This window comes from Curtobacterium sp. Curtsp57, from assembly GCF_047324335.1.
In the GTDB taxonomy this organism is placed as follows: Bacteria; Actinomycetota; Actinomycetes; order Actinomycetales; family Microbacteriaceae; genus Curtobacterium.
Genome location: NZ_CP168511.1, coordinates 23502 through 47300, shown reverse-complemented (window position 1 = coordinate 47300; position 23799 = coordinate 23502). Strand labels below are relative to the sequence as shown.

At 71.3% G+C, this 23799-nt stretch carries 26 protein-coding genes and 2 tRNA genes; 9 read left to right on the top strand and 19 right to left on the bottom strand.

The annotated features are described in order from the left end of the window. Positions 1-91 precede the first annotated feature (91 nt). Positions 92-655: an RsmD family RNA methyltransferase gene (locus ACEN9V_RS00215; RefSeq protein WP_413601670.1), complete on the top strand. Its 564-nt coding sequence runs from the start codon at positions 92-94 to the stop codon at positions 653-655. Between the two features lie 208 nt (positions 656-863). Here the strand turns inward: ACEN9V_RS00215 and thiL are convergent, their stop codons facing one another. Further along, complete coding sequence (gene thiL, locus ACEN9V_RS00210) at positions 864-1853, bottom strand: thiamine-phosphate kinase (protein WP_413601669.1); 990 nt, start codon at positions 1851-1853, stop codon at positions 864-866. Positions 1854-1878: 25 nt separating this feature from the next. On the opposite strand from thiL, the gene ACEN9V_RS00205 reads away from it, so the two are divergent. Continuing rightward, positions 1879-2364 (top strand): DUF3515 family protein, encoded by a 486-nt coding sequence (locus tag ACEN9V_RS00205; protein WP_413601668.1) that lies wholly within the window; start codon positions 1879-1881, stop codon positions 2362-2364. Positions 2365-2424: 60 nt separating this feature from the next. Here ACEN9V_RS00205 and ACEN9V_RS00200 read toward each other — a convergent pair whose 3' ends face one another. The 6 genes from ACEN9V_RS00200 to leuC form a co-directional block, all read right to left on the bottom strand. After that, the gene (locus ACEN9V_RS00200; RefSeq protein ID WP_413601667.1) at positions 2425-3513 is read right to left on the bottom strand and encodes a D-alanine--D-alanine ligase family protein; all 1089 of its coding nucleotides are present in this window, start codon (positions 3511-3513) and stop codon (positions 2425-2427) included. A 32-nt stretch (positions 3514-3545) separates the two neighbouring features. After that, positions 3546-4559, bottom strand: a complete 1014-nt coding sequence (locus ACEN9V_RS00195; RefSeq protein ID WP_281267598.1) for an NAD(P)H-dependent glycerol-3-phosphate dehydrogenase — start codon at positions 4557-4559, stop codon at positions 3546-3548. Positions 4560-4662: 103 nt separating this feature from the next. Next, positions 4663-5505, bottom strand: a complete 843-nt coding sequence (locus tag ACEN9V_RS00190; RefSeq protein WP_413601666.1) for a lysophospholipid acyltransferase family protein — start codon at positions 5503-5505, stop codon at positions 4663-4665. Beyond that, the gene (murA, locus tag ACEN9V_RS00185; protein WP_281264891.1) at positions 5502-6869 is read right to left on the bottom strand and encodes a UDP-N-acetylglucosamine 1-carboxyvinyltransferase; all 1368 of its coding nucleotides are present in this window, start codon (positions 6867-6869) and stop codon (positions 5502-5504) included. Before murA ends, ACEN9V_RS00190 begins: the two co-directional genes overlap by 4 nt. Then, entirely contained in the window at positions 6869-7465 is a 597-nt protein-coding gene (gene leuD / locus ACEN9V_RS00180; RefSeq protein ID WP_281264892.1) for a 3-isopropylmalate dehydratase small subunit, read from the bottom strand. Before leuD ends, murA begins: the two co-directional genes overlap by 1 nt. Next, the gene (gene leuC / locus ACEN9V_RS00175) at positions 7465-8901 is read right to left on the bottom strand and encodes a 3-isopropylmalate dehydratase large subunit (RefSeq protein WP_413601665.1); all 1437 of its coding nucleotides are present in this window, start codon (positions 8899-8901) and stop codon (positions 7465-7467) included. The genes leuD and leuC overlap by 1 nt, the downstream gene beginning before the upstream one ends. Positions 8902-9083: 182 nt before the next feature. Between leuC and ACEN9V_RS00170 the strand changes: the two genes are divergently transcribed. Next, the gene (locus ACEN9V_RS00170; protein WP_402730130.1) at positions 9084-10151 is read left to right on the top strand and encodes an FUSC family protein; all 1068 of its coding nucleotides are present in this window, start codon (positions 9084-9086) and stop codon (positions 10149-10151) included. A gap of 49 nt (positions 10152-10200) precedes the next feature. Next, a complete protein-coding gene (locus ACEN9V_RS00165; RefSeq protein ID WP_413601664.1) occupies positions 10201-10611 on the top strand; it encodes a GNAT family N-acetyltransferase in 411 nt (136 codons plus the stop codon). A 28-nt stretch (positions 10612-10639) separates the two neighbouring features. On the opposite strand, the gene ACEN9V_RS00160 is transcribed toward ACEN9V_RS00165, so the two are convergent. The 3 genes from ACEN9V_RS00160 to ACEN9V_RS00150 are packed head-to-tail and all read right to left on the bottom strand — an operon-like array spanning position 10640 to position 12077. Further along, positions 10640-11242 (bottom strand): histidine phosphatase family protein, encoded by a 603-nt coding sequence (locus ACEN9V_RS00160; protein ID WP_281264896.1) that lies wholly within the window; start codon positions 11240-11242, stop codon positions 10640-10642. Further along, positions 11239-11613, bottom strand: coding sequence for a fluoride efflux transporter FluC (locus tag ACEN9V_RS00155; RefSeq protein ID WP_413601663.1), 375 nt, complete (start codon positions 11611-11613; stop codon positions 11239-11241). The genes ACEN9V_RS00160 and ACEN9V_RS00155 overlap by 4 nt, the downstream gene beginning before the upstream one ends. Next, positions 11610-12077 (bottom strand): fluoride efflux transporter FluC, encoded by a 468-nt coding sequence (locus ACEN9V_RS00150; RefSeq protein WP_413601662.1) that lies wholly within the window; start codon positions 12075-12077, stop codon positions 11610-11612. Before ACEN9V_RS00150 ends, ACEN9V_RS00155 begins: the two co-directional genes overlap by 4 nt. An 83-nt stretch (positions 12078-12160) precedes the next feature. On the opposite strand from ACEN9V_RS00150, the gene ACEN9V_RS00145 reads away from it, so the two are divergent. Genes ACEN9V_RS00145 through ACEN9V_RS00135 form a run of 3 tightly spaced genes read left to right on the top strand, consistent with a single transcriptional unit; the run spans position 12161 to position 14597 of the window. Then, positions 12161-12418: a BatC protein gene (locus ACEN9V_RS00145; RefSeq protein ID WP_243561894.1), complete on the top strand. Its 258-nt coding sequence runs from the start codon at positions 12161-12163 to the stop codon at positions 12416-12418. Then, on the top strand, positions 12415-13662 hold the full coding sequence (locus tag ACEN9V_RS00140) for a cupin domain-containing protein (RefSeq protein WP_413601661.1): 1248 nt from the start codon (positions 12415-12417) through the stop codon (positions 13660-13662). The genes ACEN9V_RS00145 and ACEN9V_RS00140 overlap by 4 nt, the downstream gene beginning before the upstream one ends. Then, positions 13659-14597, top strand: a complete 939-nt coding sequence (locus tag ACEN9V_RS00135; RefSeq protein ID WP_413601660.1) for a sucrase ferredoxin — start codon at positions 13659-13661, stop codon at positions 14595-14597. The genes ACEN9V_RS00140 and ACEN9V_RS00135 overlap by 4 nt, the downstream gene beginning before the upstream one ends. A gap of 64 nt (positions 14598-14661) precedes the next feature. Here the strand turns inward: ACEN9V_RS00135 and ACEN9V_RS00130 are convergent. From ACEN9V_RS00130 to ACEN9V_RS00095, 8 genes are all read right to left on the bottom strand, one after another. Beyond that, a tRNA-Glu gene (locus ACEN9V_RS00130) sits at positions 14662-14737 on the bottom strand. Positions 14738-14773: 36 nt separating this feature from the next. After that, a tRNA-Glu gene (locus tag ACEN9V_RS00125) sits at positions 14774-14849 on the bottom strand. Positions 14850-14977: 128 nt separating this feature from the next. Next, complete coding sequence (locus tag ACEN9V_RS00120) at positions 14978-15607, bottom strand: MBL fold metallo-hydrolase (protein ID WP_413601659.1); 630 nt, start codon at positions 15605-15607, stop codon at positions 14978-14980. Positions 15608-15655: 48 nt separating this feature from the next. Beyond that, the gene (locus tag ACEN9V_RS00115) at positions 15656-16660 is read right to left on the bottom strand and encodes a LacI family DNA-binding transcriptional regulator (protein WP_413601658.1); all 1005 of its coding nucleotides are present in this window, start codon (positions 16658-16660) and stop codon (positions 15656-15658) included. A 21-nt stretch (positions 16661-16681) separates the two neighbouring features. After that, positions 16682-17119 carry a hypothetical protein gene (locus ACEN9V_RS00110; RefSeq protein WP_413601657.1) on the bottom strand — a complete coding sequence of 146 codons (438 nt, stop codon included), beginning with the start codon at positions 17117-17119 and terminating at the stop codon, positions 16682-16684. A 5-nt stretch (positions 17120-17124) separates the two neighbouring features. After that, positions 17125-17982, bottom strand: coding sequence for a carbohydrate ABC transporter permease (locus ACEN9V_RS00105; protein ID WP_413603018.1), 858 nt, complete (start codon positions 17980-17982; stop codon positions 17125-17127). A 50-nt stretch (positions 17983-18032) separates the two neighbouring features. After that, positions 18033-19055 carry a carbohydrate ABC transporter permease gene (locus tag ACEN9V_RS00100; protein WP_413601656.1) on the bottom strand — a complete coding sequence of 341 codons (1023 nt, stop codon included), beginning with the start codon at positions 19053-19055 and terminating at the stop codon, positions 18033-18035. 97 nt (positions 19056-19152) lie between these two features. Beyond that, complete coding sequence (locus ACEN9V_RS00095) at positions 19153-20433, bottom strand: ABC transporter substrate-binding protein (RefSeq protein ID WP_413601655.1); 1281 nt, start codon at positions 20431-20433, stop codon at positions 19153-19155. Between the two features lie 322 nt (positions 20434-20755). Here ACEN9V_RS00095 and ACEN9V_RS00090 point away from each other — a divergent pair, with 322 nt between their 5' ends. Further along, positions 20756-22087, top strand: a complete 1332-nt coding sequence (locus tag ACEN9V_RS00090; protein ID WP_413601654.1) for a glycosyltransferase — start codon at positions 20756-20758, stop codon at positions 22085-22087. A 71-nt stretch (positions 22088-22158) separates the two neighbouring features. Here ACEN9V_RS00090 and ACEN9V_RS00085 read toward each other — a convergent pair whose 3' ends face one another. Beyond that, positions 22159-23469 carry a glycosyltransferase family 2 protein gene (locus tag ACEN9V_RS00085; RefSeq protein WP_413601653.1) on the bottom strand — a complete coding sequence of 437 codons (1311 nt, stop codon included), beginning with the start codon at positions 23467-23469 and terminating at the stop codon, positions 22159-22161. A gap of 159 nt (positions 23470-23628) precedes the next feature. Between ACEN9V_RS00085 and ACEN9V_RS00080 the strand changes: the two genes are divergently transcribed. Next, positions 23629-23793: a hypothetical protein gene (locus tag ACEN9V_RS00080; protein WP_413601652.1), complete on the top strand. Its 165-nt coding sequence runs from the start codon at positions 23629-23631 to the stop codon at positions 23791-23793. Positions 23794-23799: the final 6 nt, after the last annotated feature.

Genomic DNA, 23799 nt, shown 5'->3' with positions numbered 1-23799 from the left:
ACGGTACCCGGCACGACCGACGTGCACCGAGCCTCCAGGACGACCTGTGGAGAACGTCGGAACGCGACTTGGTGGCCGCTACGGTTGCAGCATGACCCGCATCATCGCCGGCGCCGCCGGTTCCACGACGCTCCGGGTGCCGAAGTCGGGCACCCGACCGACGAGCGACCGGGTGCGCGAAGCACTGTTCTCCTCGCTCGAGTCGCGCGGGCTCGTCGACGACACCGCCGTGGCCGACCTCTACGCGGGAACGGGTGCGCTCGGGCTCGAAGCCGCGTCGCGCGGTGCGGTCGAGGTGGTCCTGGTGGACCGGGCTGCTGCTGCCGCGATGGTCTGTCGCGAGAACGCGCGCACCGTGCAGCAGCGGGTCCCCGGTGTCCGCATCGACGTGCACGCGCAGCCGGCCCTGGGGTTCCTCCGCGGGACCGTCCGGACGTTCGACCTGGTGTTCATCGACCCGCCGTACGACGTCACGGAGTCCGAGATCGCCGAGGTGCTCGACGCGCTCGTCCCCCGGCTGACGCGCGACGCCGTCGTGATCGTCGAACGCAGCAAGCGGTCCCCGGAACCGACGTGGCCCGCCGGGCTCGAGCCGTTCAGCAAGCGCAGCTACGGCGAGACCGTCGCGTGGGAGGCCGTGGTCGCCACCGCCTGACGCTGCCGGCGGGCGGCGCTGCCGACTCGGAACGACACCGCCGTTGTCGTACGACAGCGATCCTGTCGCTCCTTCCACGCGCAACAGTTGCGTGCGCCGGGCAACGACACCATCGACGTCGTACGACAGCGACTCTGTCGTTCCTTGCACGCGCAACCACCTCGCGCCGCCCGCGCACCGCCCCGAGCGCAAGCGCCCGCGCGCGCGCTCAGCCCGCGGCGCCGTCCCAGTCCGCGTACGGGTCCCACCCGGTCGTCGGGACGCCGACACCGTCGCGCACGAGGTCGGCCGCACCGCGCTCCCGCACGACACCGATCCGCCGGAACCCCCCGGGCAACACGGCGTCTGCCGGGAACGTCGCGAGCAGCCCGTGGTCCTCGCCCCCGTGCAACGCCACGTCGTCGAGCGCCGCGGAGATCTCCAGCGTCACCCGACTCGACCGTGCAAGCCGCCCGGCGTCGATCGCGAGCCCGTCCGACAGGTCGAGCATCGCCGTCGCACCGGCAGCGGCGGCGAGCGGCCCGTCGGCGACCGGCGGCACCGGTCGGCGCTGGCGCCCGACGTCCGGGTCCTCGTCGAGTCCGGTGGCGACCACCGCGGCCCGCGACGGCTCACCGTGCGCGTCGACACCGGACCGGAACAGCCGAGCGAGCCCCCGCGCCGCGCGACCGAGCTCACCCGAGACGGCCAGCACGTCGCCGACGCGCGCTCCCGACCGCAACACCGGAGCACGGTCCTGCAGGTCGCCGAAGGCGGTCACGGCGACCGTGAACGCCGACGACGTGGACAGGTCTCCCCCGACGACCCCGCACCCGGGAGCGAGCGCGTCGACCGCGAGCCGGAACCCGTCGGCGATGCCCTCGAGCACCGCGACGGGCGTGTCATGCGGTGCGGCGATCGCGACGACCAGTCCAGAGGGCACCGCACCCATCGCGGCGACGTCCGAGAGGTTCGTCGCCGCGGCCTTCCACCCGACGTCCGACGGCGACGACCACGCCCACCGGAAGTCCGGACCGTGCACCATCATGTCGGTCGTCACGACGAACCGGCCGTCGGGAGCCGCCACCACCGCGCAGTCGTCCCCCGGCCCGACGAGCGGCGACCCCTGCGGCAGCCGCGACGTCACCCGGTCGAGCACGACGAGTTCACCGAGCTCCCCGACGGTCGGTCCGGTCCAGGGCTCGTCCTTCACGTCCACACGAGAACGGTAGCCTGGACTCTCGATGGACACTGTGCGCCGCCCCCTGCGGATCCTCGCCGGACTCGGCGTCGTGGTCGCCCTCGCCGCCGGACTGACCGGGTGCACGAACGCCGTCACGATGACCGCCGCTCCGTCGGCGAACGCCGCCGCGTGTGCAGCGGCCCAGGTCCGCCTGCCGGACACGGTCGACACGAAGTACCAGCTCCGCAACACCAACGCGCAGTCCACCGCCGCGTGGGGCCAGCCCTCGGCGGCGCTCTACCACTGCGGTGTCGCGGTCCCGACGGTCTCCGACCTGCCGTGCTTCTCGAAGGGGTCGGTCGACTGGATCCGCGACGACGAGGGGAAGCAGATCGTCTACACGACGTTCGGGCGGGACCCCGCGGTGCAGGTCGTCATCGACTCGACGAAGACCACGGACCAGGTCCTGCAGGACATCGGCAACGCCGTCGAGACGCTGCCGAAGGACGGGCACGAGTGCCTCGACCCGTCCGACGTGCAGGGCTGACGCGACCCGCGACCGGTCCGTCCCGGGGCGCGCTGATGCCCCGGACGGTCCGAGACCGTGTCAGCGAACGGCGGCGCGACCCAGCTCGATGAGTTCGGCGACGAGCTCCGGGTAGCTGACCCCGGTGGCCGCCCAGCAGCGTGGGTACATCGAGAACGGGGTGAAGCCCGGCATCGTGTTGACCTCGTTCACGACGAAGCCGTCGTCGGTCAGGAAGCAGTCCACGCGGGCGAGTCCGGAGCCGCCGATCGCCTCGAAGGCGCGGGCACCGATCGAGCGGATCTCGTCGGTCTCGGCCTCGGTCAGCGGTGCCGGGCAGAGGAGCTGCTCGTCCCCGCCGAGGTACTTCGCGGCGAAGTCGTAGAAGCCGTCCTCGGCGACGACGATCTCGCCGGGCAGGCTCGTGCGCGGCGTGCCGTCTCGACCCTCGAGGACGGCGACCTCGACCTCCCGCCCGACGACGCGGGGTTCGACGATGACCTTGCTGTCGTGCTCGAACGCCAGGTGCATGGCCGCTGCCAGCTGCTCGGGCCCGTCGACCCGGGACACGCCCATGCTCGAACCGGCCCGGGCGGGCTTCACGAAGAGCGGCCAGCCGTGCGCCGCGATCGTCTCGGCGACCCCGAGCTCGTCGGCCTGCCACTGTCGGCGGAGCACCGTCGTCCACGGGGCCACGCGGAGCCCGGCGTGCTCGAGGACGGCCTTCGCGACGTGCTTGTCCATCGCGAGCGCACTCGCCAGGACGCCGTCCCCGGCGTACGGCAGCCCGGCGATCTCGAGCATGCCCTGCACGGTGCCGTCCTCGCCGAACGGACCGTGCAGGATCGGGAAGACGATGTCGACGGGGATCGTGGAGACAGAGCCGTCCTGGTGCTCGACGGTCAGCTGCCGCGGCTCGGCGGCGCTCGGGAACCGGACGCGCGTGCCGTTGTCCGGCACCGTCGGCAGGTGCTCGCCGACGAGGGCCCACTGCGCCGGGTCGTCCGGCTGCAGCGTGAAGGCACCGTCCTTGGTGATGCCGACCGGGACGATCTCGTACGCGGTGCGGTCGATCACGTCCATGATCCCGCCGGCGGTCACACAGCTGATCTCGTGTTCGCTCGACCGGCCGCCGAACAGGACGACGACGGTGGTGCTGCTGGTGGTCATGGGCGCTCCCGATTGCAGAGTGGCCGGACCGGTCACTCGCCCTGGGGCTCGTCGGTCTCGGTGAGGTGCGGCGCGATGTTGCGCGGATCGAGCCTACCGGCGAGGACCTCGCCGACCTGCCCGACGATGGGCATGTCGACGCCGTTCGCCCGCGCGAGTTCGAGGATCGGCGCGACGGACGCCAGCCCTTCCGCGGTCTGGTTCATCTGCCGGACGACCTCGTCGAAGCGGTACCCCTGGCCGAGCAGGCGCCCGGCGGTGTTGTTCCGCGACAGCGGCGACTGGCAGGTCGCGATGAGGTCGCCCAGCCCCGCGAGACCGGACAGCGTCGAGGGCTGGGCGCCGAGCGACACGGCGAACTCCGTCATCTCCGCGAGCCCGCGCGTGATGATCGACGCCTTCGTGTTCTCGCCGTAGCCGACGCCGTCCACGATGCCGATCGCGACGGCGATGAGGTTCTTCAGCACGCCGCCGAACTCGGTGCCGATGACGTCCGTGTTGATGAACGACCGGAAGTAGGGGTTCGTCGCGACCGCGGCGACCGCACTGGCGGTGTCGGCACTCGTCGAGGACACCACGGCCGCGGTCGGCTGCCGTCGCGCGATCTCGAGCGCCAGGTTCGGACCACTGGCCACCGCGATGCGGTCCTGGTCGATCTCGAGTCCCTGGAGCAGGACCTCGCTCATCCGGAGACCGGTGGCCTTCTCCACGCCCTTCATCAGGCTGACGACGGGGACGTCGGCCGGGAGGAGTTCGCGGATGGCCTCGAGGTTCGACCGCAGCGTCTGCGACGGCACGGAGACGTAGACCTGTTGCGCGCCCTGCAACACGGCGGCCAACGAGGTCGACGCGGTCAGCGTGCGCGGCAGGTTGATGCCGGGCAGGTAGTCCGAGTTGCGCTTGGTCTCGGTGATCTCCCGGGCGACCTCGGGTCGACGGGCCCAGACGACGGTCTCGGCGCCGCCCTCCGCGAGGACCTTCGCGAACGTGGTCCCCCAGCTGCCGGCACCGATGACCGCCACGCGGGGCTTGTCCGTGGACTGCATGACGACGCGGATCGCGGCGGTGTCGACCGCGCCACGTGCGGCAGCCGTGGGATCCGGGTGGTCGTCGTGCGGGCGGAGGCCTGGTGCTCCCGAGGAGCTCGCGTCACTCAAACTTGCCGGTTTCCTTCTGGTTGTTGGCGGACGGGTCCCAGCGGGCTGCCGGTGCCCGTTCGCCGCGGAGCTGCTCGACGAGCTCGGTGATCCGGTCCATCAGGAGCGCGGTCGCCTCGATGAGCATCTGCTGGTCGATCGGACGGCCGCGGTAGGCCGAGAGGTCCACCGGGTCGCCGAAGACGATGTCGACACGGGACGGCGGGAACAGCCGGAGCTTGTTCGAGTACCGCGCCATGATCTGCTGCGTCCCCCAGTGCGCCATCGGGATGAGCGGCACGTCGTTCTCGAGCGCGATCCGCACCGCGCCGGTCTTGCCGCGCATCGGCCACAGGTCGGGATCGCGCGTGAGCGTCCCCTCGGGGTAGACGATCACCGCACCACCGCTCTCCACCAGAGAGCGCCCGCCACCGAGCGGGTCGCTGATGCGGGTCCGCCCGGAACGCTCGACGGGGATCTGCCCCATGCCGCTCATGAGCTTGCCGAGCACCGGGACGCGGAACAGCGACGCCTTCGCCAGGAAGCGGGGCTGCCGGCGGCTGAGGTAGACCGCGGTGCCCACGACGAGCGGGTCGATGTTCGTGTAGTGGTTCGGGGCGAGCACGAAGGCGCCGTCGGCCGGCAGGCGGTTCGCGCCGTGCCAGTGGTAGCGCGCGGTGAACCGGAACGTCGGGATGACGAACAGCGCGGTGATCCGGAACGCCAGGTTCAGGTCGCCGCGCTTCCACCGACGGCCGGGGTTCGGCAGGCCGGTGGTCACACGGTCGAGGTCGCGGCCGGGCGTGCCGTCGGGCACGCCGCGGTGGTCGTCAGCCATCTCAGGCCCTGTGCTCATCCCGCAAAATCGAAGTCCGCCCCGAGCTTGCGCAGCTTCGGGATGAAGTGCTCGTACCCGCGGCTGATGATGCCGACGTTCGTGATGTGCGACTCCCCCTCGGCGGTCAGTGCCGCGATGAGGTGGCTGAAGCCGCCACGGAGGTCCGGGACGCGCACGTTCGCGCCGTGCAGCTTCGTCGGGCCGGTGATCACCGCTGCCTGCTCGAAGGGACGACGGGCGACCCGGCGGTCGTGCCCGGGGAGCCCTTCCTTGTGCACGACGATGTCGGCGCCCATCTCGTTGAGCGCCTCGGTGAAGCCGAAGCGGTTCTCGTAGACGGTCTCGTGCACGATGCTCTGGCCGTCGGCCTGGGTCAGCGCGACGACGAGCGGCTGCTGCCAGTCCGTCATGAAGCCGGGGTGCACGTCGGTCTCGATGACGACGGGCTTCAGGACCTCGAGCTCCCGGTAGAACCGGATGCCGTCCTCCTGGATGTCGAACCCGCCGCCGACCTTCCGGAAGACGTTGAGGAACGTCATGAGCTCCTGCTGCTTCGCACCCTCGACGAAGATGTCGCCGTTGGTCGCGAGTGCGGCGGAGGCCCAGCTCGCTGCCTCGTTGCGGTCGTTGATCGCGCGGTGGGTGTAGCCACGGAGCGACTCGACGCCCTCGATGAAGATCGTGCGGCTCGGCTCGACCGTGATGATCGCGCCCATCTTCTGCAGGATCGCGATGAGGTCCATGATCTCGGGCTCGATCGCGGCGTTCCGGAGCTCGGTCGTGCCGTCGGCGAGCACCGACGACAGCAGGACCTGCTCGGTCGCACCGACGCTCGGGTACGGCAGCTCGATGTTCGCGCCCTTGAGGCCGTTCGGCGCCGTGATGTGGATGCCGGAGACCTGCTTGTCGACGACCGCACCCATGGCGCGCAGCGCGTCGAGGTGGAAGTCGATCGGACGGTCGCCGATGCGGCAGCCACCGAGGTCGGGGATGAACGCCTCGCCGAGCTTGTGCAGCAGCGGGCCGCAGAACAGGATCGGGATGCGGCTCGACCCGGCGTGCGCGTCGATCTCGGCGAAGTGCGCCGACTCGACGTTCGACGGGTCGAGGATGAGCTCGCCTCGTGCAGGATCCGTGATGCGCACACCGTGCACCTCGAGCAGCGCGCGGACGACCTTGACGTCGGAGATGTCCGGGACGTCCTTGAGGATCGACGGGGTGTCGCCGAGCAGGGAGGCCACCATGGCCTTCGTCGCGAGGTTCTTCGCGCCGCGGACCTCGATGCGTCCGACCAGCGGCTTGCCGCCGCGGATGACGATCTCGTCCGACTTTAACCCGACGCGTGCCCCAGCTGCTGCTGCGTCCTGTACGAGAGAGTTCACTACTTCACCGGCAATGTTTTCGGCCGCCAGTTTCCACGGCGGGATTCGAACTCCGTGATCGAGGTCTCGTCACGGAGGGTGAGCCCGATGTCGTCGAGCCCTTCCATCAACCGCCAACGAGTGTAAGCGTCGATCTCGAATGCCACGTCCACATCGCCCAGCGACACGCGCTGCGCCGCCAGGTCCACGGTCGCCTCGATGCCCGGGTTCGCCTCGATGGCGGCCCACAGGCGCTCGACTTCCGGTTCGGTCACGATTGCGGTGACCAGGCCCTGCTTGCCCGCGTTGCCCTTGAAGATGTCCGCGAACCGGGGCGAGATGACGACCCGGAAGCCGAAGTCGCGGAGGGCCCAGACGGCGTGCTCGCGCGACGACCCGGTGCCGAAGTCGGGACCGGCGACGAGCACCTTCGCGCGGTCGAATGGTTCCTGGTTCAGCACGAACGACGGGTCCTGGCGCCACCCGGAGAACAGCGCGTCCTCGAAGCCGGTCTTCGTGACGCGCTTGAGGTACACGGCGGGGATGATCTGGTCGGTGTCGACGTTCGACCGCTTCAGCGGTGCGGCGATCCCGGTGACGGTGCCGATCTTCTCCATCAGACTGCCCCTTCCAGAGCGGTTGCTGCTTCGGTTTCCAGGTCCCACGGACTCGACAGCGTCCCGCGCACGGCGGTGGCGGCCGCGACGAGCGGCGACACGAGGTGGGTTCGGCCGCCCTTGCCCTGGCGTCCCTCGAAGTTGCGGTTCGAGGTCGACGCGCAGCGCTCCCCCGGCGCGAGCTGGTCGGGGTTCATGCCGAGGCACATCGAGCAACCGGCGAAGCGCCATTCGGCCCCGAAGTCGGTGAACACCTTGTCGAGCCCCTCGGCCTCGGCCTCGAGCCGGACCCGTGCGGAGCCGGGCACCACCATGACACGGACGCCCTCGGCCTTGGTGCGCCCCTTGATGACGGACGCGAACGCGCGGAGGTCCTCGATGCGCGAGTTCGTGCAGGAGCCCATGAAGACCGCGTCGACGGCGATGTCCTTCATCGGCGTGCCCGCGGTGATGTCCATGTACTCCAGCGCGCGCTGTGCCGCTGCCTGGTCGTTGGGGTCGGTGTAGTCGGCGGGGTCCGGCACGGACTCGGAGAGCGAGACACCCTGGCCCGGGTTCGTCCCCCAGGTGACGAAGGGCTCGAGCGCGTCGGCGTCGATGAACACCTCGGCGTCGAACACCGCGTCGTCGTCGGTGTTCAGCGTGTCCCAGTACGCGACGGCCTCGTCCCAGTCGGCACCGGTCGGGGCGTGGTCGCGGCCCTGCACGTAGTCGTAGGTGGTCTGGTCGGGCCCGACCATGCCGGCACGGGCACCCGCTTCGATCGACATGTTGCAGATCGTCATGCGCCCCTCCATCGAGAGCGCCCGGATCGCCGAACCGCGGTACTCGAGCACGTAGCCCTGTCCGCCGCCGGTACCGATCTTCGCGATGACCGCGAGGATTATGTCCTTCGCCGTGACGCCGGGGCGCAGGGTGCCCTCGACGGTGATGGCCATCGTCTTGAAGGGCTTCAGCGGCAGCGTCTGCGTGGCGAGCACGTGCTCGACCTCGCTCGTCCCGATGCCGAACGCCATCGCGCCGAACGCACCGTGCGTCGAGGTGTGCGAGTCGCCGCAGACCACGGTGATGCCCGGCATCGTCAGACCGAGCTGCGGGCCCACGACGTGCACGATGCCCTGCTCCTTGTCGCCGAGCGAGTGCAGGCGGACGCCGAACTCCTCGCAGTTGCGGCGGAGCGTCTCGATCTGGGTGCGGCTCGTCGGGTCGGCGATGGGCCGGTCGATCGCGAGCGTCGGGGTGTTGTGGTCCTCCGTCGCGATCGTCAGGTCGAGGCGGCGCACCGGGCGGCCGGCCTGGCGGAGACCGTCGAACGCCTGAGGGCTCGTGACCTCGTGCACGAGGTGGAGGTCGATGTAGAGGAGGTCGGGGTTGCCGTCCTTGCCCTTGACCACGACGTGGTCGTCCCAGACCTTCTCGGCGAGTGTCCTACCCATGACCTCGACCCTTCCGTTCGCATCGGTTCGATGCCGCTGACGCGGCGCGATCCGGCGAGTCTAGCACTGGTATACCAACGCGTCCGACGCCGGTGCAGCCCGCATCGCGGCCGGTTTCCGGCCGGACTGGAGGCTCGACTCGCGTTCTCCGACACCTGTCGCGGTGGGAGAATGGCCGGGACATGACGACTCCGACGCACTCCGCCCGCACGGTCAACCTCGAGGGCGCGACGCGCGCCGCGATCGCGGGCGCCGCTCCCCTCGCACTGCTCATCGCCCTCGGGATGCCGGGGTACGCAGCCTTCGCGATGTTCGCGGGGTTCACCGCGATCTTCGGTGCCACGGAGCCGTACCGGCAGCGCGCCGTGACCACGGGAATCGCAGGGGGACTGCAGGCCCTGTGCATGTTCGCAGGGATCGCGGTCTCGATCGTCGGTGCGCCCCTCTGGTTGCAGGCCGTCGGGCTGGTCGTCGTGCTCGTCGTCGCGGTCTGCACCTTGAGCACGCTCCGGTCGATCCCGGCGCAGCCGATCTTCCCGACGTTCGCGTTCCTGGTGTCCTCGCTCGTGCCGCTGCGGCCGTCTGACCTGCCGCTCGTCGCGACGATCATCGTGTGCTCCGTCGCGTGGGCGTGGCTCGTCGCGATGTCCGGGTTCGTCATCCGCCGCGTGTGGCATCCGCGCGCGCCGCACCGCTTCCGGCCGCTCGCGCCGATGAAGGAACGGGGCTTCGGGATCCTCAGCACCCCCGCACTGTGGGAGACCGTCGCGCTCAACGTCGTCGGGGCCCTGGTCGCCGGCGCGATCGCGGAGACCATCCCAGGGCTCGGGCACCCGTACTGGGCGGTCATCGCCGTCGTGTCGACGCTCCCGGCCATCCGGCAACGGCACACCGTCCTCCGGGCGTTCCAGCGCTTCATCGGCACGATCGGGGGCACGGTGATCGCGGTCGGGATCCTGCTCCTCGAACCCGGAGCGTGGTGGATCGTGCTCATCGCGGTCGTCGGACAGTTCTTCGCGGAGATCTTCGTCGCGCGGAACTACGCGGTCTGCCTGCTGTTCCTCACGCCGCTCGCGCTCGCGGTGTCCTGGTTGAGCCTCCCCGAGGCACCGGAGCTCCTCGCCCTGGACCGCGTCGCACAGACGACGCTCGGAGCACTGGTGAGCGTCGCGCTGCTGTTCGTCGGACGCGCGATCGAACGCCGCCGCGGTCGAGCCCTCGGTGCGACGACCTCGATCCGCACGGTCTGACCGGGCGGACCCGTCGGCGGCTGTCGGCGGCGCCCGGCAGGATCGACACATGGACGACTACCGACTCGTCGCCGGGCCGCCGCCGCTCGACGACTACCTCCGCCTCCGCCGCGACTCCGGACTGACCCCGGTCCGGGCCGACCAGGGCGCCGGCGCGATCAGCGGGAGCTGGTCAGCCTGCCACGTGGTCGACGCGGCTGGCACGCCGGTCGCGATGGGTCGCGTGCTGGGCGACGGCGGCTGGTACTTCCGCATCGCGGACGTCGCCACCGATCCGGCGCACCAGCGGCGCGGTCTCGGTCGGCGCGTGCTCGAGTGGCTGCTCGCGGACATCCGGTCGCGGGCACCGGAGGGCGCCTACGTGTCGCTCATCGGGGACCCGCCCGGGCAACGGCTGTACCGCTCGCTCGGGCTCGACGACGTCGCGCCGAGCCTCGGGATGGCCGCCGTCCTGCGGTAGCCGGGACAGCCGTCAGTCGGGCTGGACGTCAGTCCGGCTGGACGTTCCAGGAGTCGATGACCGGACGCCCGTGCTCGTACCCCAGCGTGCTGACGGACGCGGTCCCGAGCTTCAGCACGGCACCGTCCTGCGGCGCGAGCCGGATCCACGCGGCGCCGATCGCACGGAGCACGTGCCCGTGGGCGATGAAGACGGCGTCCTGCCCCTCCGCGAGCACCGGACGCGCTCGGTCGAGCACGCGCTCGGCCCGGACACGGACCTCGGCGGCGTTCTCACCCGGTGTGTCCCCTGCGGGCACGCCGTCGGTCCAGAGGTCCCACGGCCCGTGCCGGAGCACCTTGATCTGCGGTGTCGTGAGACCCTCGTACGCGCCGTAGTCCCACTCGTACAGGTCCTCGTCGACCTCGGGGTCCACGCCGATGAGCGCGGCGGTGTCGCGAGCACGCTGCAGCGGGCTCGACAGCGCGAGCGCGAAGTCGCGGTCCGCGAGGTACCGGCCGGCACGCTTCGCCTGCTCGACCCCGTTCTCGGTGAGCGGGATGTCGGTGCGGCCGGTGTGCTGCCCGCTCTTCGACCACTCCGTCTCTCCGTGACGGACGAGGACGAGTTCGCCGGGGCGTTCCGAGGTCATGTGTTCCTTCCGAGCAAGAGGCCGAGCGCGGCTGCGCCGACCGAGACGACGAGCATGCCGAGGCCGTTCAGGACGGCGAGCCGGGTCTTGCCGGATCGGAGGAGCTGCACGGTCTCGACACTCGCCGTCGAGAACGTCGTGTACCCACCCATCATGCCCGTGCCGAGGATGGCGACCGCCGGGAGCGCCAGTGTCCCGGCCTGCCCGAGGCCCGTCAGGAGCCCGAGGACCAGCGATCCGGAGACGTTGATGACGACGGTACCGAGCGGGAAGCCGCTGATCCTGGCCTTCACGAGCCCGTCGAGCAGGAAGCGGAGCGCCGCCCCGACTCCCCCGCTGACGGCGACGAGCAGCAGTTCGAGCGCGCTCACCGGGAGGCCGCCCGTGGGCGCAGCAGCGTCGACACCCAGAGCCCGGCGACCACGGCGAGCAGTCCGAGCAGGACCGTGAGCAGCGCGTACCCGCTCCCAGCGCCCCACCGTCCGTCCCCGAGCAGCTGCGCGGTGTCGTCGGCGAGCGTGCTGTACGTCGTGAACCCGCCGAGCACCCCTGTGCCGACGAAGAGCCGCAGGCGCCGACGCCGACCGACGTCCGGCCCGCGGTGCGCCAACGCCTCGAGCAGCAGCCCGAGGCAGAACGCCCCGACCACGTTGATCGCGAGGATCGTCCAGCTGATCCCGTCCACGGCGGGGACGAGGTCGGCCAGCACGGCGCGGATCGCGGTCCCGATGGCTCCACCGAGCGCCACGACGCCGAGGTACCCCCAGCGGAGGTGCGGCGGGCGGGCGGCGGCCTGGTCGGCTGCGACGTCGGGGTCGATCGGGACGCTGCTCACGCGACAATCTTGGACCACCGCCAGCCGGACGTCCTACGCTCGGGCACAGACGGCACGCGGCCGCATGACGGAGAGGGACGCACATGAGCATCAACGACGACGACATCACCACGGACCCCCAGAGCGCAGGCGAAGGCCCCGCTGACGGCGGCGCCAACCCGAACGGACACGACGGCGGCGCGGACGGCTCCGCAGACGCCGGCGAAGGCCCGGCCGACGGCGGCGCCAACCCGAACGGACACGACGGCGGCGCGGACGGCTCCGCAGACGCCGGCGAAGGCCCGGCCGACGGCGGCGCCAACCCGAACGGACACGACGGCGGCGCGGACGGCTCCGCGTGAGCCGAGGACCGGAGACGACGGAGACGGCGCGCGCCCTCGAGCAGTGCATCGCCGTCCCTGTCGCCCGGTTCGCCGACGAGTACTGGGGCCGCCGCGCGCTCCTGAGCAGCGCCGCTGACCTCGGCTCGACGTTCGACGACCTGTTCTCCACCGAGGCCGCCGACGAGCTGCTCTCGGTCCGAGGACTCCGGACGCCGTTCATCCGGATGGCGAAGGACGGCACCGTGCTCCCGCAGAGCGCCTTCACCGCACCCGGTGGCTACGGCGCCGAGGTCGGCGACCAGGTCAGTTCCGAGAAGGTGCTCGCCGAGTTCGCTGCCGGCTCGACCATCGTCCTGCAGGGCCTCCACCGCACGTGGCCGCCGATCCAGGAGTTCACACGACGCCTCGTCGCGGAGCTCGGGCACCCCGCGCAGGTCAACGCCTACATCACGCCGGCGTCGTCGCGCGGCTTCGACCCGCACTACGACGTGCACGACGTGTTCGTCCTGCAGATCGCCGGGGCGAAGCGCTGGGTGATCCACGAGCCCGTGCACGAGCTCCCGTTCGCCGACGAACCGTGGAGCGACCGACGCGACGAGGTCGCCGCGCGGGCAGCGGGGGCACCCGCGATCGACACCGTGCTCCGTCCTGGTGACGCGCTCTACCTCCCGCGCGGTTGGCTGCACTCGGCGACCGCACTCGGCGGCACGACCATCCACCTGACGATCGGCGTCCCCGCCGTCACCCGGGCCGACCTCGCGCGGGACCTGATCACCCGTGCGCTCCGATCGGACCGACTCCGCGCATCGCTGCCCCTCGGTGTGGACCTCGGCGACCCGGACCAGATCGCGACGGACGTCCGCGCAGCTGCCGAGGACCTCATCGGGTTCCTCGAGTCGGCGTCGGTCGGCTCGGCCGTCGACGAGGTCGCGCACACCGTCGGGTCGCGCTTCCGTCGCTCCACCCGACCGGAGCCGGTCCGCCCGCTGCAGACGGTCGACCTCCTCGGCACGCTCTCGGGCGGCGATCGGGTCCGGTGGCGCGAGGGACTCCGCGCCGACGTCCGCGACGAGGGCGAACGCGTGGCGCTCGTCCTGCCGACGACGACGATCCGCCTGCCGGCATCGTGTGGTCCTGCCCTGCGCGCGCTGCACACCGGAGGGACGCACGCCGTCGGGTCCCTGCCGGGCCTCGACGAGGACGACGCCGTCGTCGTGGTCCGTCGGCTCCTCCGGGAAGGCGTGCTGGTACCGGCGTCGTGAGCGAGTGGCGACGCACGGGTCCGGCTGATCCACGACTCCCCCGCTCGGCCGGTGGGCCGGCGTGCAGCGACCGCTCCCGGTCACGCGACGAGGACCTCACCGCCACCGCGTCCCCCGGTCGCCGCTGGCTGCTCGTCGAGGTCGCGGGTGCGTGGGGCTGGAACGTCTGGGCCGACTCACCCGCACTCCCACCCGAGACCGGCATCGCCCTCGCGCGCCGGGTGCAGCGTGCCGGGATGCGCATCCTCGCGATCCGCCGCCCCGGCCGGTCCCGTGGTGCCGGTCGGTGGCGCTGGGCTGTCGTCGACACCGGGCTCGCGACCGTGCGGTGGGGTGAGGCCGACGGCCCGGACGAACTGCTCTCGCTCCCGCTCGACGGCAGCACCGGAACGCCATCCGACCGGCCCGTCTTCGCCGTGTGCGCCCACGGCCGGCACGACGAGTGCTGTGCCGTGCGCGGACGGTCGGTCGCAGCCAGGCTGGCGGAGGCGTTCCCCGACGAGACCTGGGAGTGCTCGCACCTCGGTGGTGACCGGTTCGCGGCGACGACGATGCTGTTCCCGTACGGCCTCAACCACGGACGCGTCGACGAACTCGATCCCGTCGCGATCGCCGAGGCGTCGACGCACGGGATCGTCGCCCCGGACGGCTTCCGCGGGCGGTCGCTGTACTCCCACGTCGAACAGGCTGCCGTCGCCGCAGCCGCCGCACGCTCCGGAGACCACCGCATCGACGCCTTCCGGCCGCGCGGTGTGCGCGCTCCGGAGACGCTCGACGACCCGGCCGGATGGTCGGTCGAACTCGACTCGGACGCCGAAGCCGTCGTGGTCACCCTCGACCGAGTGCACTCGGACCCGACGTTCTCGACGTGTCGCGCGACGGTCGCCTTGGAGATCCCGCGCTTCGTCGTCCGCGACGTGGCCACCGCGGGGTGACCGGCATGCACGACCGGGCCGGGAACGACGAAGGTCCCCGTCCGTGTGGACGAGGACCTTCGGTTGGTGACCCCAGCGGGATTCGAACCCGCGTTACCGCCGTGAGAGGGCAGCGTACTAGGCCGCTATACGATGGGGCCGCGGCACACGTTGTCGGACTCGGGCTAAGCCACCTGTGGTGACCCCAGCGGGATTCGAACCCGCGTTACCGCCGTGAGAGGGCAGCGTACTAGGCCGCTATACGATGGGGCCGTTCCGACAACTCGACAAGTATGGCACAAGCGGTCCGACCTGCCAAAACGAGGCGTGTCGCCCGGGTGTGCCGTCATGCCGCAGCGTGCATGCACGAGCCGGCCCGAGCCTCCAGTCCGGTCCCCCGCTCAGATCGTGAGCGACTCGCCCGGCTGCAACAGGACGAGCGAACCGGCGGGCTCGACCATCTCGCGGAGCCGGCCGGTGTGCATGCCGTAGCCGATGTCGGAGAGGGTCGCCTCGTGCACGGGGTAGGCGCGTCGGGGTGCGATCGCGGCGACGTAGTCCATCATCTCGGCGACCTTGAGCCACGGGGCGCCCACGGGTGCCGCGAGGACCTCGACGGGGATGCCGGGATCGGTGTAGCTGTCGCCGGGGTAGAACAGCCGCCCGTCCACCATGACGCCGGTGTTGTCGATCACCGGGACGGACGAGTGGATGACGTTGTGCCGGGTGCCGTGGAAGGTCAGCGCGAACGGCCCGACCGAGCGCGAGGACCCGTCCGTGACGACGTCGACCGCGAAGTCCGGCAGCGCGGCAGCGACTCCGGCCGGACCGAACACCACCGCGCCGGGGTTCCGGGACAGGATGCCGGACAGCTGCGCCGGCGTGACGTGGTCGGGGTGCTCGTGGGTGAGCACGACCGCGACGACACCCGTGACCTCGACGTCCCGCGTGAAGTTCCCCGGGTCGATCACCAGCCGGGCCCCGTCGACGTCGACGATCTGGCAGGCGTGCTCGAGCTTCGTGACCTCCATGCTGCCGAGCGTACGCGGGGTGCTGATGTGGTTCCGTTCGCCGGCCCGTCAGGACCGCGGCGGCGCCGTGGACGACCGCACCACGAGCGACGCCGGCGACGGCGGCACCGGACGGACCGCGGCGCCGTCGACCTCGGCGAGCACCGCGCGCGCGGCGAGACGCCCCTGCGCCTCGGGGTCCTGCGTGATCGTCGTCAACCCGACAGCTGCGCCGTACTCGTGCCCATCGATGCCGATCACCGACAGGTCATCCGGCACCGACAGGCCGAACCGAGCCGCGGCGAGCATCACGCCGAGCGCCATCTCGTCCGAGGCGCAGAACACCGCGGTCGGCCGATCGGGACCCGGCCCGAGCAACGACAGGCCGGCGTCCACCCCGCCGGCGAACGAGAACCGTCCGTCCGCGATCCACGACGGCGGCACCGAGAGTCCGGCGCCGTGCATCGCGTCGACGAACCCGTCCCGCCGGCGGTACGGCACCGCGACGTTCATGCCCGCCTCGTCCTGCCCACCGACGTACGCGATCCGCCGGTGCCCGAGCCCGACGAGGTGCTCCGTCGCGATGCCGGCGACCTCGACGTCGTCGATCCCGACGTTCCGGAGCCCGGGAGCCGGCCCGCCGATGACGATGGTGGGCAGCGAGCTCACCTGTAGCTCGCTCCGCTCGGTCTCGTCGAGCACGAGCGACAGCAGCACGAGGGCGTCGACGCGCTGCCGCAGCATCGACCGCCGGAACGCCCGGTCACGGTCTCCCCCTGGGCCGCCGAGGTTGTAGAGCACGAGGTCGTACCCCGCCCGCCGCAGTTCGGCGTCGACCCCGCTGAGCGCCTTGACGTAGAACCAGCGGTCGAACACCGGCACGACGACCCCGACGGCACGCTGCCGCCCGGTGGCGAGTCCGGCCGCCGCCGAGCTCGGGACGTACCCGAGCTCGTCGGCGACCCGGCGCACCTGGTCGATGGTGGTGTCGGCCACGGTCGGGAGGCCGCGCAGGGCGCGGGACACGGTGGCCTTGGACAGCCCGGTGACGGTCGCGATCTCCTGGATCCCCATCGGACACTGCCGGGAGGCCGGTCAACCGTCCGCGCCGTGCGTCGCGTCCCCCGCGTCACGGGTCACGGGCCCGGCACCGGTCCGCGCGACGGCTCGCGTGCGATGCGGACGCGGTGCTCGCTCGTCGAACCCGACGTGCACGTGGTCGCGGAAGACGGTCTCGACGGGCGCGCGGCCACCGGGGACGTGCACCCCGACCGGGTGCTCGTCGCGGCGGAGGACGCGGCCGACGGCCAGGGCCTCTGCGGCCTCCGACCGACGGACCACCCGGACCCGCCAGCGGTCGAGCGCGACGAGCACGAGCACGCACACCCACAGGGTGAGCGCCCAGCCGAGTGCCGGTCGCCCGGTGAACTCGCAGAACACGGTGACGGCGAGGAACGCGACGCCGAAGAAGCCGACGAAGCCCATCGCCTCCTCGATCGGCGCCGACGGTCGACGCGGTGCGCGGTACGCCATGGCGATCAGCCCTTCACGCCGCCGGCGGTGAGGCCGGCCACGATGCGCCGCTGGAAGACGAGCACGAGGATCACGAGCGGGATCGTGACGATCGTCCCCGCTGCCATCACCGCCGTGTAGGGCTCCTGGTGCGGCTGGGTCCCGGCGAACGACGCGATGGCGACGGTGACCGGCTGGGTGGCGTCCGAGGACAGCTGGGACGAGATGAGGTACTCGTTCCAGGACGAGATGAACGCCAGGATCGCGGTGGTGAACACGGCGGGTGCGGCGAGCGGCAGGATGATCCGCCGGAACGCCTGCACGCGGGTGCACCCGTCGATGCGCGCCGCTTCCTCGAGGTCCCACGGCATCTCACGGAAGAACGACGCCAGCGTGTAGACCGTCAGCGGCAGTACGAACGAGATGCTCGGCAGGATGAGCGCCTGGTACGTCCCCATCCACCCGATGTCCGTGAAGAGCTGGAACAGCGGGGAGATGAGCGCGACACCAGGGAACATCGACGCCGCGAGGATCGCGCCGGCGATGAGGGACTTGCCCGTGAACTCCAGCCGGGCCAGCGCGTACGCCGCCGAGGTCCCGACGAGCAGCGCGATGATCGTCACGACGCCGCCGATCAGCAGGCTGTTCAGCAGCGCCCGGCCGAGGTGGTTGCCGAGCTCGGTGGAGAACGCCGTCGCGTAGTTGTCGAGCGTCACGTGCGTCGGCCACGGGGTGGCGTCGAACGTGAACCCGACGTCGCGGAAGCTCGTCACCACCATCCAGTAGAACGGCAGGAGGCACCACACCGCGATGATGATCGCCTGGATCGCGGTGCGGACCCGCGGGCCGGTGTGCCGCTGGACGCGGACGTCGGCGCGGTCGATCGACCGCTCACGCGAACGCGTCGACGACCGGGGACGGTCTGCTGCGAGGGTCACTTGAGTTCACCCTTCTGCTGGGCTGCCTGCGTCTGCACGACGTTCGCACCGAGGAACCGCACGAACAGGAACGCGACGACGAAGATGATGAGGAAGGTGATCGTCGACAGCGCTGAGGCGGAGTTGAACCCCTGCCTGATCTGGTCGACGACGAGGATCGACAGGGTCGTCGTGGCGTTGCCGGAGCCACCGCCGCCGCCGGTGAGGATCGCCGGGAGGTCGTACATGCGCAGCGCGTCGAGCACGCGGAACAGGATCGCGACCATCAGCGCCGGCTTCAGCAGCGGGAGCGTGATGAGCATGAAGCGCTGCACGGTCGAGGCGCCGTCCATCTTGCCGGCCTCGTAGACCTCCTCCGGGATGAGCTGCAGGCCCGCGAGGATGAGCAGCGCCATGAACGGCGTCGTCTTCCAGGTGTCCGCGATGATGACCGCGAACCGGGACGCCCACTCGCCGCTGGTCCAGAGGATCTGGTGGCCGATGACGTGGTTCAGCACGCCGTTCGCGTCGAAGATGAAGTACCAGAGCTTCGCGGTGACGGCGGTCGGGATCGCCCACGGCACCAGGATCGCGGCGCGGACGAGCGCGCGGCCCTTGAAGTTGCGGTTCATGATGATCGCCATCCAGACGCCGATGAGCGTCTCGGCGAGCACGGTGACGACCGTGAAGAAGAACGTGTTGCCGAACGACACCCAGAACTGGGCGCCGAGGCTGCCAGGGGGGCACGTGACGTTGCCGCACTGCTGGCCCAGCCAGTGCACGTAGTTCGTGACGCCAGCGAAGCCGCCCTCGACGAACAGGCCGGTCGCCTTGTCGAGTCCGGCGTCGAGCTGGAACGACTGGATGATCGCGCTGACGACGGGGTAGCCGATGACGACGGCGAGGAGCACGATCGTCGGGCCGATCAGGTACACGGCCCATCGGCCGTGTTCGGCGTTCAGTCCGCCGCGCCGCCGCTTGGGCGGCTCCAGACCCTGGGGGTTCGGGATGGCGGCTGGGATCTCGGTTGCTGCTGACACTGACGGCCTCCTTGCCGGTGTCGGGACGCGAGTAGGGGCGGACGGGAGGCTCGTGGCCAGGCTGCCACGAGCCTCCCGTCCGACGCGGCGCGAGCCGCTAGTTGCTGGTGGTCGCCGCCTTCAGGGCGGCTTCCATGTCCTTCATCGCCTCGTCGACGCTCTTCGAACCCTTGAGCGCCGCGTAGGAGTTGTCCTGGATCGCCTTCGTCACGGCCGGGTAGTACGGCGTGACCGGGCGGGGCTCCGCGCTCTGGATCGACTTCAGCAGGGTGGGCAGGTACGGCAGCTTCGCCGTCAGCTCGGAGTCCGTGTAGAGGTCACCGAGCACCGGGGCGAGCGAGCCCTGGGTCGCGAAGAACTTCTGCGTGTCGCTCGACATCAGGAACTCGAGGAAGTCGTGCGCCGTCGCCTTGTGCTTCGAGTACGCGCTGATCGCGGCGTTGTGACCGCCGAGCGTCGATGCACCGACGCCGTCGGCACCCGGGATCGGGGCGATGCCGAACGTGTCCTTGACCTTCGACGAGCCGTCGGTCTTGGCCAGGCTGTAGACGTACGGCCAGTTGCGGAGGAACAGCAGCTTGCCGTCCTCGAACGCCGTGCGGCCCTGTTCCTCCTGGTAGGTGATCGCCTCGGCCGGGATGTTCCCGTCCTTGAACGCGTCGACCAGGTTCTGCAGACCGGCCTTGGCCTTCGTCGTGTCGACGTCCGGCGTGCCGCTCTTGGAGAGGATCGACCCGCCGGCGCCGTTCACGGCCTCCGAAGCGTTGACGGTGAGTCCCTCGTACTTCGCGAACTGGCCGGCGTAGCAGCCGATGCCGTTGTCCTTGGCGATCTTGCAGTCGTCCATCATCTCCGACCACGTGGTCGGCGGGGTCTTGACGAGGTCCTTGCGGTAGTAGAGCAGCGCGCCGTCGGACGTCTGCGGTGCCGCGTAGAGCGTGTCGTTGTACGTCGCCGTCTTCACGGTGGCGGGCAGCAGCTTCGACGTGTCGACCTTCATCGATCCCGTGAGCGGCGTCAGCCAGCCCTTCGCGGCGAACTCCGCGGTCCACACGACGTCGACGTCGACCACGTCGTAGCCGTCGTCCTTCGCCTGGAAGTGCTGCACGAGGTCGTCGTGCTGCTGGTCGGCCTGGTCGGACTGCTCCTTGAACGTGACCTTCTCGTCCGGGTGCGCCTTGTTCCACTTGGCGATCAGGGGGCGGACCACGTTCGAGTTGTCCTTGCCCTGGACGTACGTGATCGGGCCGCGGCTGTCCTGCCCGCTCTTGGCGTCGTTCGAGGCCGAGCTCCCGCTCGAGCACCCGGCCAGGGCGAGGCCGATCACGGCGACCCCGGCCACTGATGCGAGTCGCACCTTCGCGCGTGTGTTCTTCACAGCGTTGTCTCCTCATCGAGATCACCAGGAGTCGTCGGCTCGGGTACCGGACGACGACCACCTGGAGCAGGCGACGCTGCCTGCTGGGAGTGGAAGCTACGCCCGCGCCCGGCGTTCTGCAACCGGTTGCATCCAACCCGTGACCTGAGCGTGACCTTCGGGCTTCGTGAGACTTCCTGGGTGAGCGCTCACCGACTCGGCGCCGTGGCGACCTGCACCTCGGCGACCCTGGACGACGGGGCGTGCGGTGTTCCGCACGATCCCCGCCACCTCGTTCCCCGGTCGTTGTGACCGGGAGAACGGGTCCGTAGCGTCCGGTGCCATGGCCACCACCTCCGCCGTCACCACGCCGGGCCCCCGTCGCGTCATCAGCGTCGACCTCGACGCTCCGCTGCCGCGACTCGTCGCCGACGAGACCGGCGCATCGGCCCTCGTCATCGGGTACCGCGACGGTCATCCCGTCACGACGCTCGACGTCCTGCTGACCGCCGACCCCGACGACGCGGCACGGGCCCTCGCACCGCTCGTCGACCAGAGCGCGACCGACGGTGCGTACGACAGCCTCGCTCCGGTCTCCGACGACGACCTCCCGATGATCTCCGTCGTCGTCTCCACCGTCGTGGACCGCGTCGAGGACCTCGGCAAGCTGCTCGACGTGCTCGAGCACCTCGACTACCCGCGGCACGAGGTGGTCCTCGTCGACAACCGCGTGCACCTGCCGGACATCGACGCGCTCCCGGCGCTCCTCGACGGTCGCGACGTGCGACTCGTCACCGAGCGCCGTCCAGGGCTCTCCGCCGGCCGGAACGCCGGCGTCGCGGCGGCCACCGGCGAGGTCATCGCGTTCACGGACGACGACGTCCGCGTCGACCCGCAGTGGCTCCGGGCGATCGGCTCGCGGTTCGTGCGCGAGCCCGACCTCGACGCGGTCACCGGTGTGATCCTCCCGGTGGAGCTCTCGACACCGGCGCAGATCTGGTACGAGGCGTACTACGGCGGGTTCAGCGCCGAGCGGACCTTCGCCCCTGTGACGATCGTCCCCGACGACGTCGCCGGTGCCATGCGCCACGCGCGGGTGTCGGCCGTGCGGCCGGACGGCACCGTCAGGAAGCACTTCGCGGTGTACGGCATCGGCGCGTACGGCGCCGGCGCGAACATGGCCTACCGGCGCTCGCTCATCGACGCCGTCGGTGGCTTCGACACGACGCTCGGAGCCGGCTCCCCCGCACGTGGTGGTGAGGACCTCGCGATGTTCATCGAGACGCTCTGGCGCGGTGGCCGCATCGGCTTCGAGCCACACGCCGTCGTCCACCACCGGCACCGCCAGACGATCGAGGACCTCCACAAGCAGCTGCACGGCAACGGCGTCGGCTTCACCGCGCTCATGTGCGCGCTCGCCGCGAAGGACCGGCGTCACCTCGCCGTGCTCGCGCGGCTGATGCCCCTCGCCGCGAAGGTGAAGGCGAAGCAGATGGCGTCACGTCTCGCCGGACGTCGCGATGCGGCGGCTGAGTCCACGAACGAGGCGTCGACGACCCGCATCCCGCGCTCCCTGGCCTACCACGAGCTCAGGGGCTTCCCCGCAGGTCCCGCCGCGTGGCTCCGCAGCCGCCGGCGCTGGCGTGACGTCGAGGCCGGGCGCTTCCGGGCATAGCGGGAGCGCCGCACGGAACGTGCGGGGGCGTCAACGGCGACGCTCCCGCACGGCGGGCTACCCGCGGCGGGCTACCCGCGGCGGGCGCGGAGGCGTCCGAGCACGTACCGCCAGGGGCCGCCGAGCGCTGCGACGAGTTCGACCCGCTTCAGCCCGGCGGTCGCCGCGCGGAACTCGTCGTCGACGGGCCATCCGGCGGTCGCGGACACGGCGGTCGACACCTGGTCGGCGCCACCCTGCCCCAGCGCCCCGAGCTGGCGGAGCGCCCCGACGGCCCGACGCAGCACGGCGAGCGCGGTCCGCGGCCGGGTCATCAGCTTCGCGACCCACGCCCCGAGACCCGTGCCGTAGCCGAGCGCCTGCCCGCGCAGGGCCTCGCGGTCCGAGCGGTGCTTGTGCCAGACGAACGCGGACGGCTCGACGGCGAGCGCGCCACCCGACAGCAGCACGCGGGTGAACAGGTCGGGGTCCTCCCCCGCGCGGGACGGGGTCCCCGGGCCGAGGGCGACGTCGAAGCCGCCGAGCGCCAGGGCCGCGGAGCGCCGGAGGGACATGTTTGCGCCGGTGCCGAACGCACCGACCGAGAACGGGAACAGCGGCAGGTCCGCCGGCGGCGCCGAGGTCCGGAACACCCGGCGGTCGAGGTTCCGCGCCCACGTGACGCGCTCGTCGAAGTACCGCTGGGTCGGGTTCCGGAGCTCCCCGCTCGGGACGAGCCCGGTGACGCAGACGACGTCGTCGTCCCGGTCGTAGGCGGCGGCGAGCGCCGCGAGCCAGTGGGTGTCGACGACCACGTCGTCGTCGACGAAGGCGACCACGGCTCCGGACGCGAGGGCGAGACCGGCGTTCCGTGCGCGGGAGACGCCGGGTCGGGCCTCCAGGACGTACCGGAGCCTGGCGTCCGCGAACGACGCGACCACGTCGCGGGTCGCGGAGGTGGTGGGCGCGTTGTCGACGACGAGCACCTCGAAGTCGTCGTACGCCGAGGCGAGCACCGAGGCGACGCAGCGGCGCACGTCCTCGGGGCGGTCGCGCGTGCCGATGACGACCGACATGCGTCCGGTGGCCGGTCCCGCGGGCACGGCTGGGAGGCTCGTGGCACGCAGCGCACGCAGGGCCGGCCCCAGCTCGGCTGGCTCCACGTCCCCGCTGGCGTCGACCGCGACGTCGACGAAGCCGGCGATCTCACGGCCGTCGCGGACGAGCAGGCGCGCGCGGCGGAAGCCCTCGGCGCCGGCGAGTTCGACGACGGCCGCGGCGAGCGCCTCCCGCCGGTCGACGGAGCCGACCCATGCTGCTCCGGCCCACGTGGGGGCATCGGGCGAGGGCATCGCGGGCGTGAGCGTGAGCACGCTGGACCTGGTCGCCTGGGGTGCGGTCATGCTCCCGATGGTCGGGTGCGGCCGTGGCGTGGTCAACGCGGGTCCGTACCCGTTGCGGCGACGGTCGTCCCTCTTGCGGTTTGCCGCCATCAGGAGCCGTGCTGCCCGTAGGATCGGGGACACGACCCGGCGGCAGCACGCCGGGCACGAGGAGGACGCATGCCGCTGGGCCCCACGACCGAGCTCGGCGGTCCGTTCCTCGTCGTCGACACCGGTGACCACGTCGTGTGCGTCTGCGGCCACGAGCAGGTCGCGCACGAGCACTACCGACCCGGCACCGACTGCGCCCTCTGCGACTGCCCGAAGTTCCGCCGGAAACGCTGATCCGAC

Coding starts and splice junctions, on each gene's coding strand:
- ACEN9V_RS00215 (WP_413601670.1), top strand. CDS start 92: ATGACCCGCATCATCGCCGGCGCCGCCGGTTCCACGACGCTCCGGGTG.
- ACEN9V_RS00205 (WP_413601668.1), top strand. CDS start 1,879: ATGGACACTGTGCGCCGCCCCCTGCGGATCCTCGCCGGACTCGGCGTC.
- ACEN9V_RS00200 (WP_413601667.1), bottom strand. CDS start 3,513: ATGACCACCAGCAGCACCACCGTCGTCGTCCTGTTCGGCGGCCGGTCG.
- ACEN9V_RS00195 (WP_281267598.1), bottom strand. CDS start 4,559: ATGCAGTCCACGGACAAGCCCCGCGTGGCGGTCATCGGTGCCGGCAGC.
- ACEN9V_RS00190 (WP_413601666.1), bottom strand. CDS start 5,505: ATGAGCACAGGGCCTGAGATGGCTGACGACCACCGCGGCGTGCCCGAC.
- leuD (WP_281264892.1), bottom strand. CDS start 7,465: ATGGAGAAGATCGGCACCGTCACCGGGATCGCCGCACCGCTGAAGCGG.
- leuC (WP_413601665.1), bottom strand. CDS start 8,901: ATGGGTAGGACACTCGCCGAGAAGGTCTGGGACGACCACGTCGTGGTC.
- ACEN9V_RS00170 (WP_402730130.1), top strand. CDS start 9,084: ATGACGACTCCGACGCACTCCGCCCGCACGGTCAACCTCGAGGGCGCG.
- ACEN9V_RS00165 (WP_413601664.1), top strand. CDS start 10,201: ATGGACGACTACCGACTCGTCGCCGGGCCGCCGCCGCTCGACGACTAC.
- ACEN9V_RS00160 (WP_281264896.1), bottom strand. CDS start 11,242: ATGACCTCGGAACGCCCCGGCGAACTCGTCCTCGTCCGTCACGGAGAG.
- ACEN9V_RS00145 (WP_243561894.1), top strand. CDS start 12,161: ATGAGCATCAACGACGACGACATCACCACGGACCCCCAGAGCGCAGGC.
- ACEN9V_RS00120 (WP_413601659.1), bottom strand. CDS start 15,607: ATGGAGGTCACGAAGCTCGAGCACGCCTGCCAGATCGTCGACGTCGAC.
- ACEN9V_RS00115 (WP_413601658.1), bottom strand. CDS start 16,660: ATGGGGATCCAGGAGATCGCGACCGTCACCGGGCTGTCCAAGGCCACC.
- ACEN9V_RS00110 (WP_413601657.1), bottom strand. CDS start 17,119: ATGGCGTACCGCGCACCGCGTCGACCGTCGGCGCCGATCGAGGAGGCG.
- ACEN9V_RS00090 (WP_413601654.1), top strand. CDS start 20,756: ATGGCCACCACCTCCGCCGTCACCACGCCGGGCCCCCGTCGCGTCATC.
- ACEN9V_RS00085 (WP_413601653.1), bottom strand. CDS start 23,469: ATGACCGCACCCCAGGCGACCAGGTCCAGCGTGCTCACGCTCACGCCC.
- ACEN9V_RS00080 (WP_413601652.1), top strand. CDS start 23,629: ATGCCGCTGGGCCCCACGACCGAGCTCGGCGGTCCGTTCCTCGTCGTC.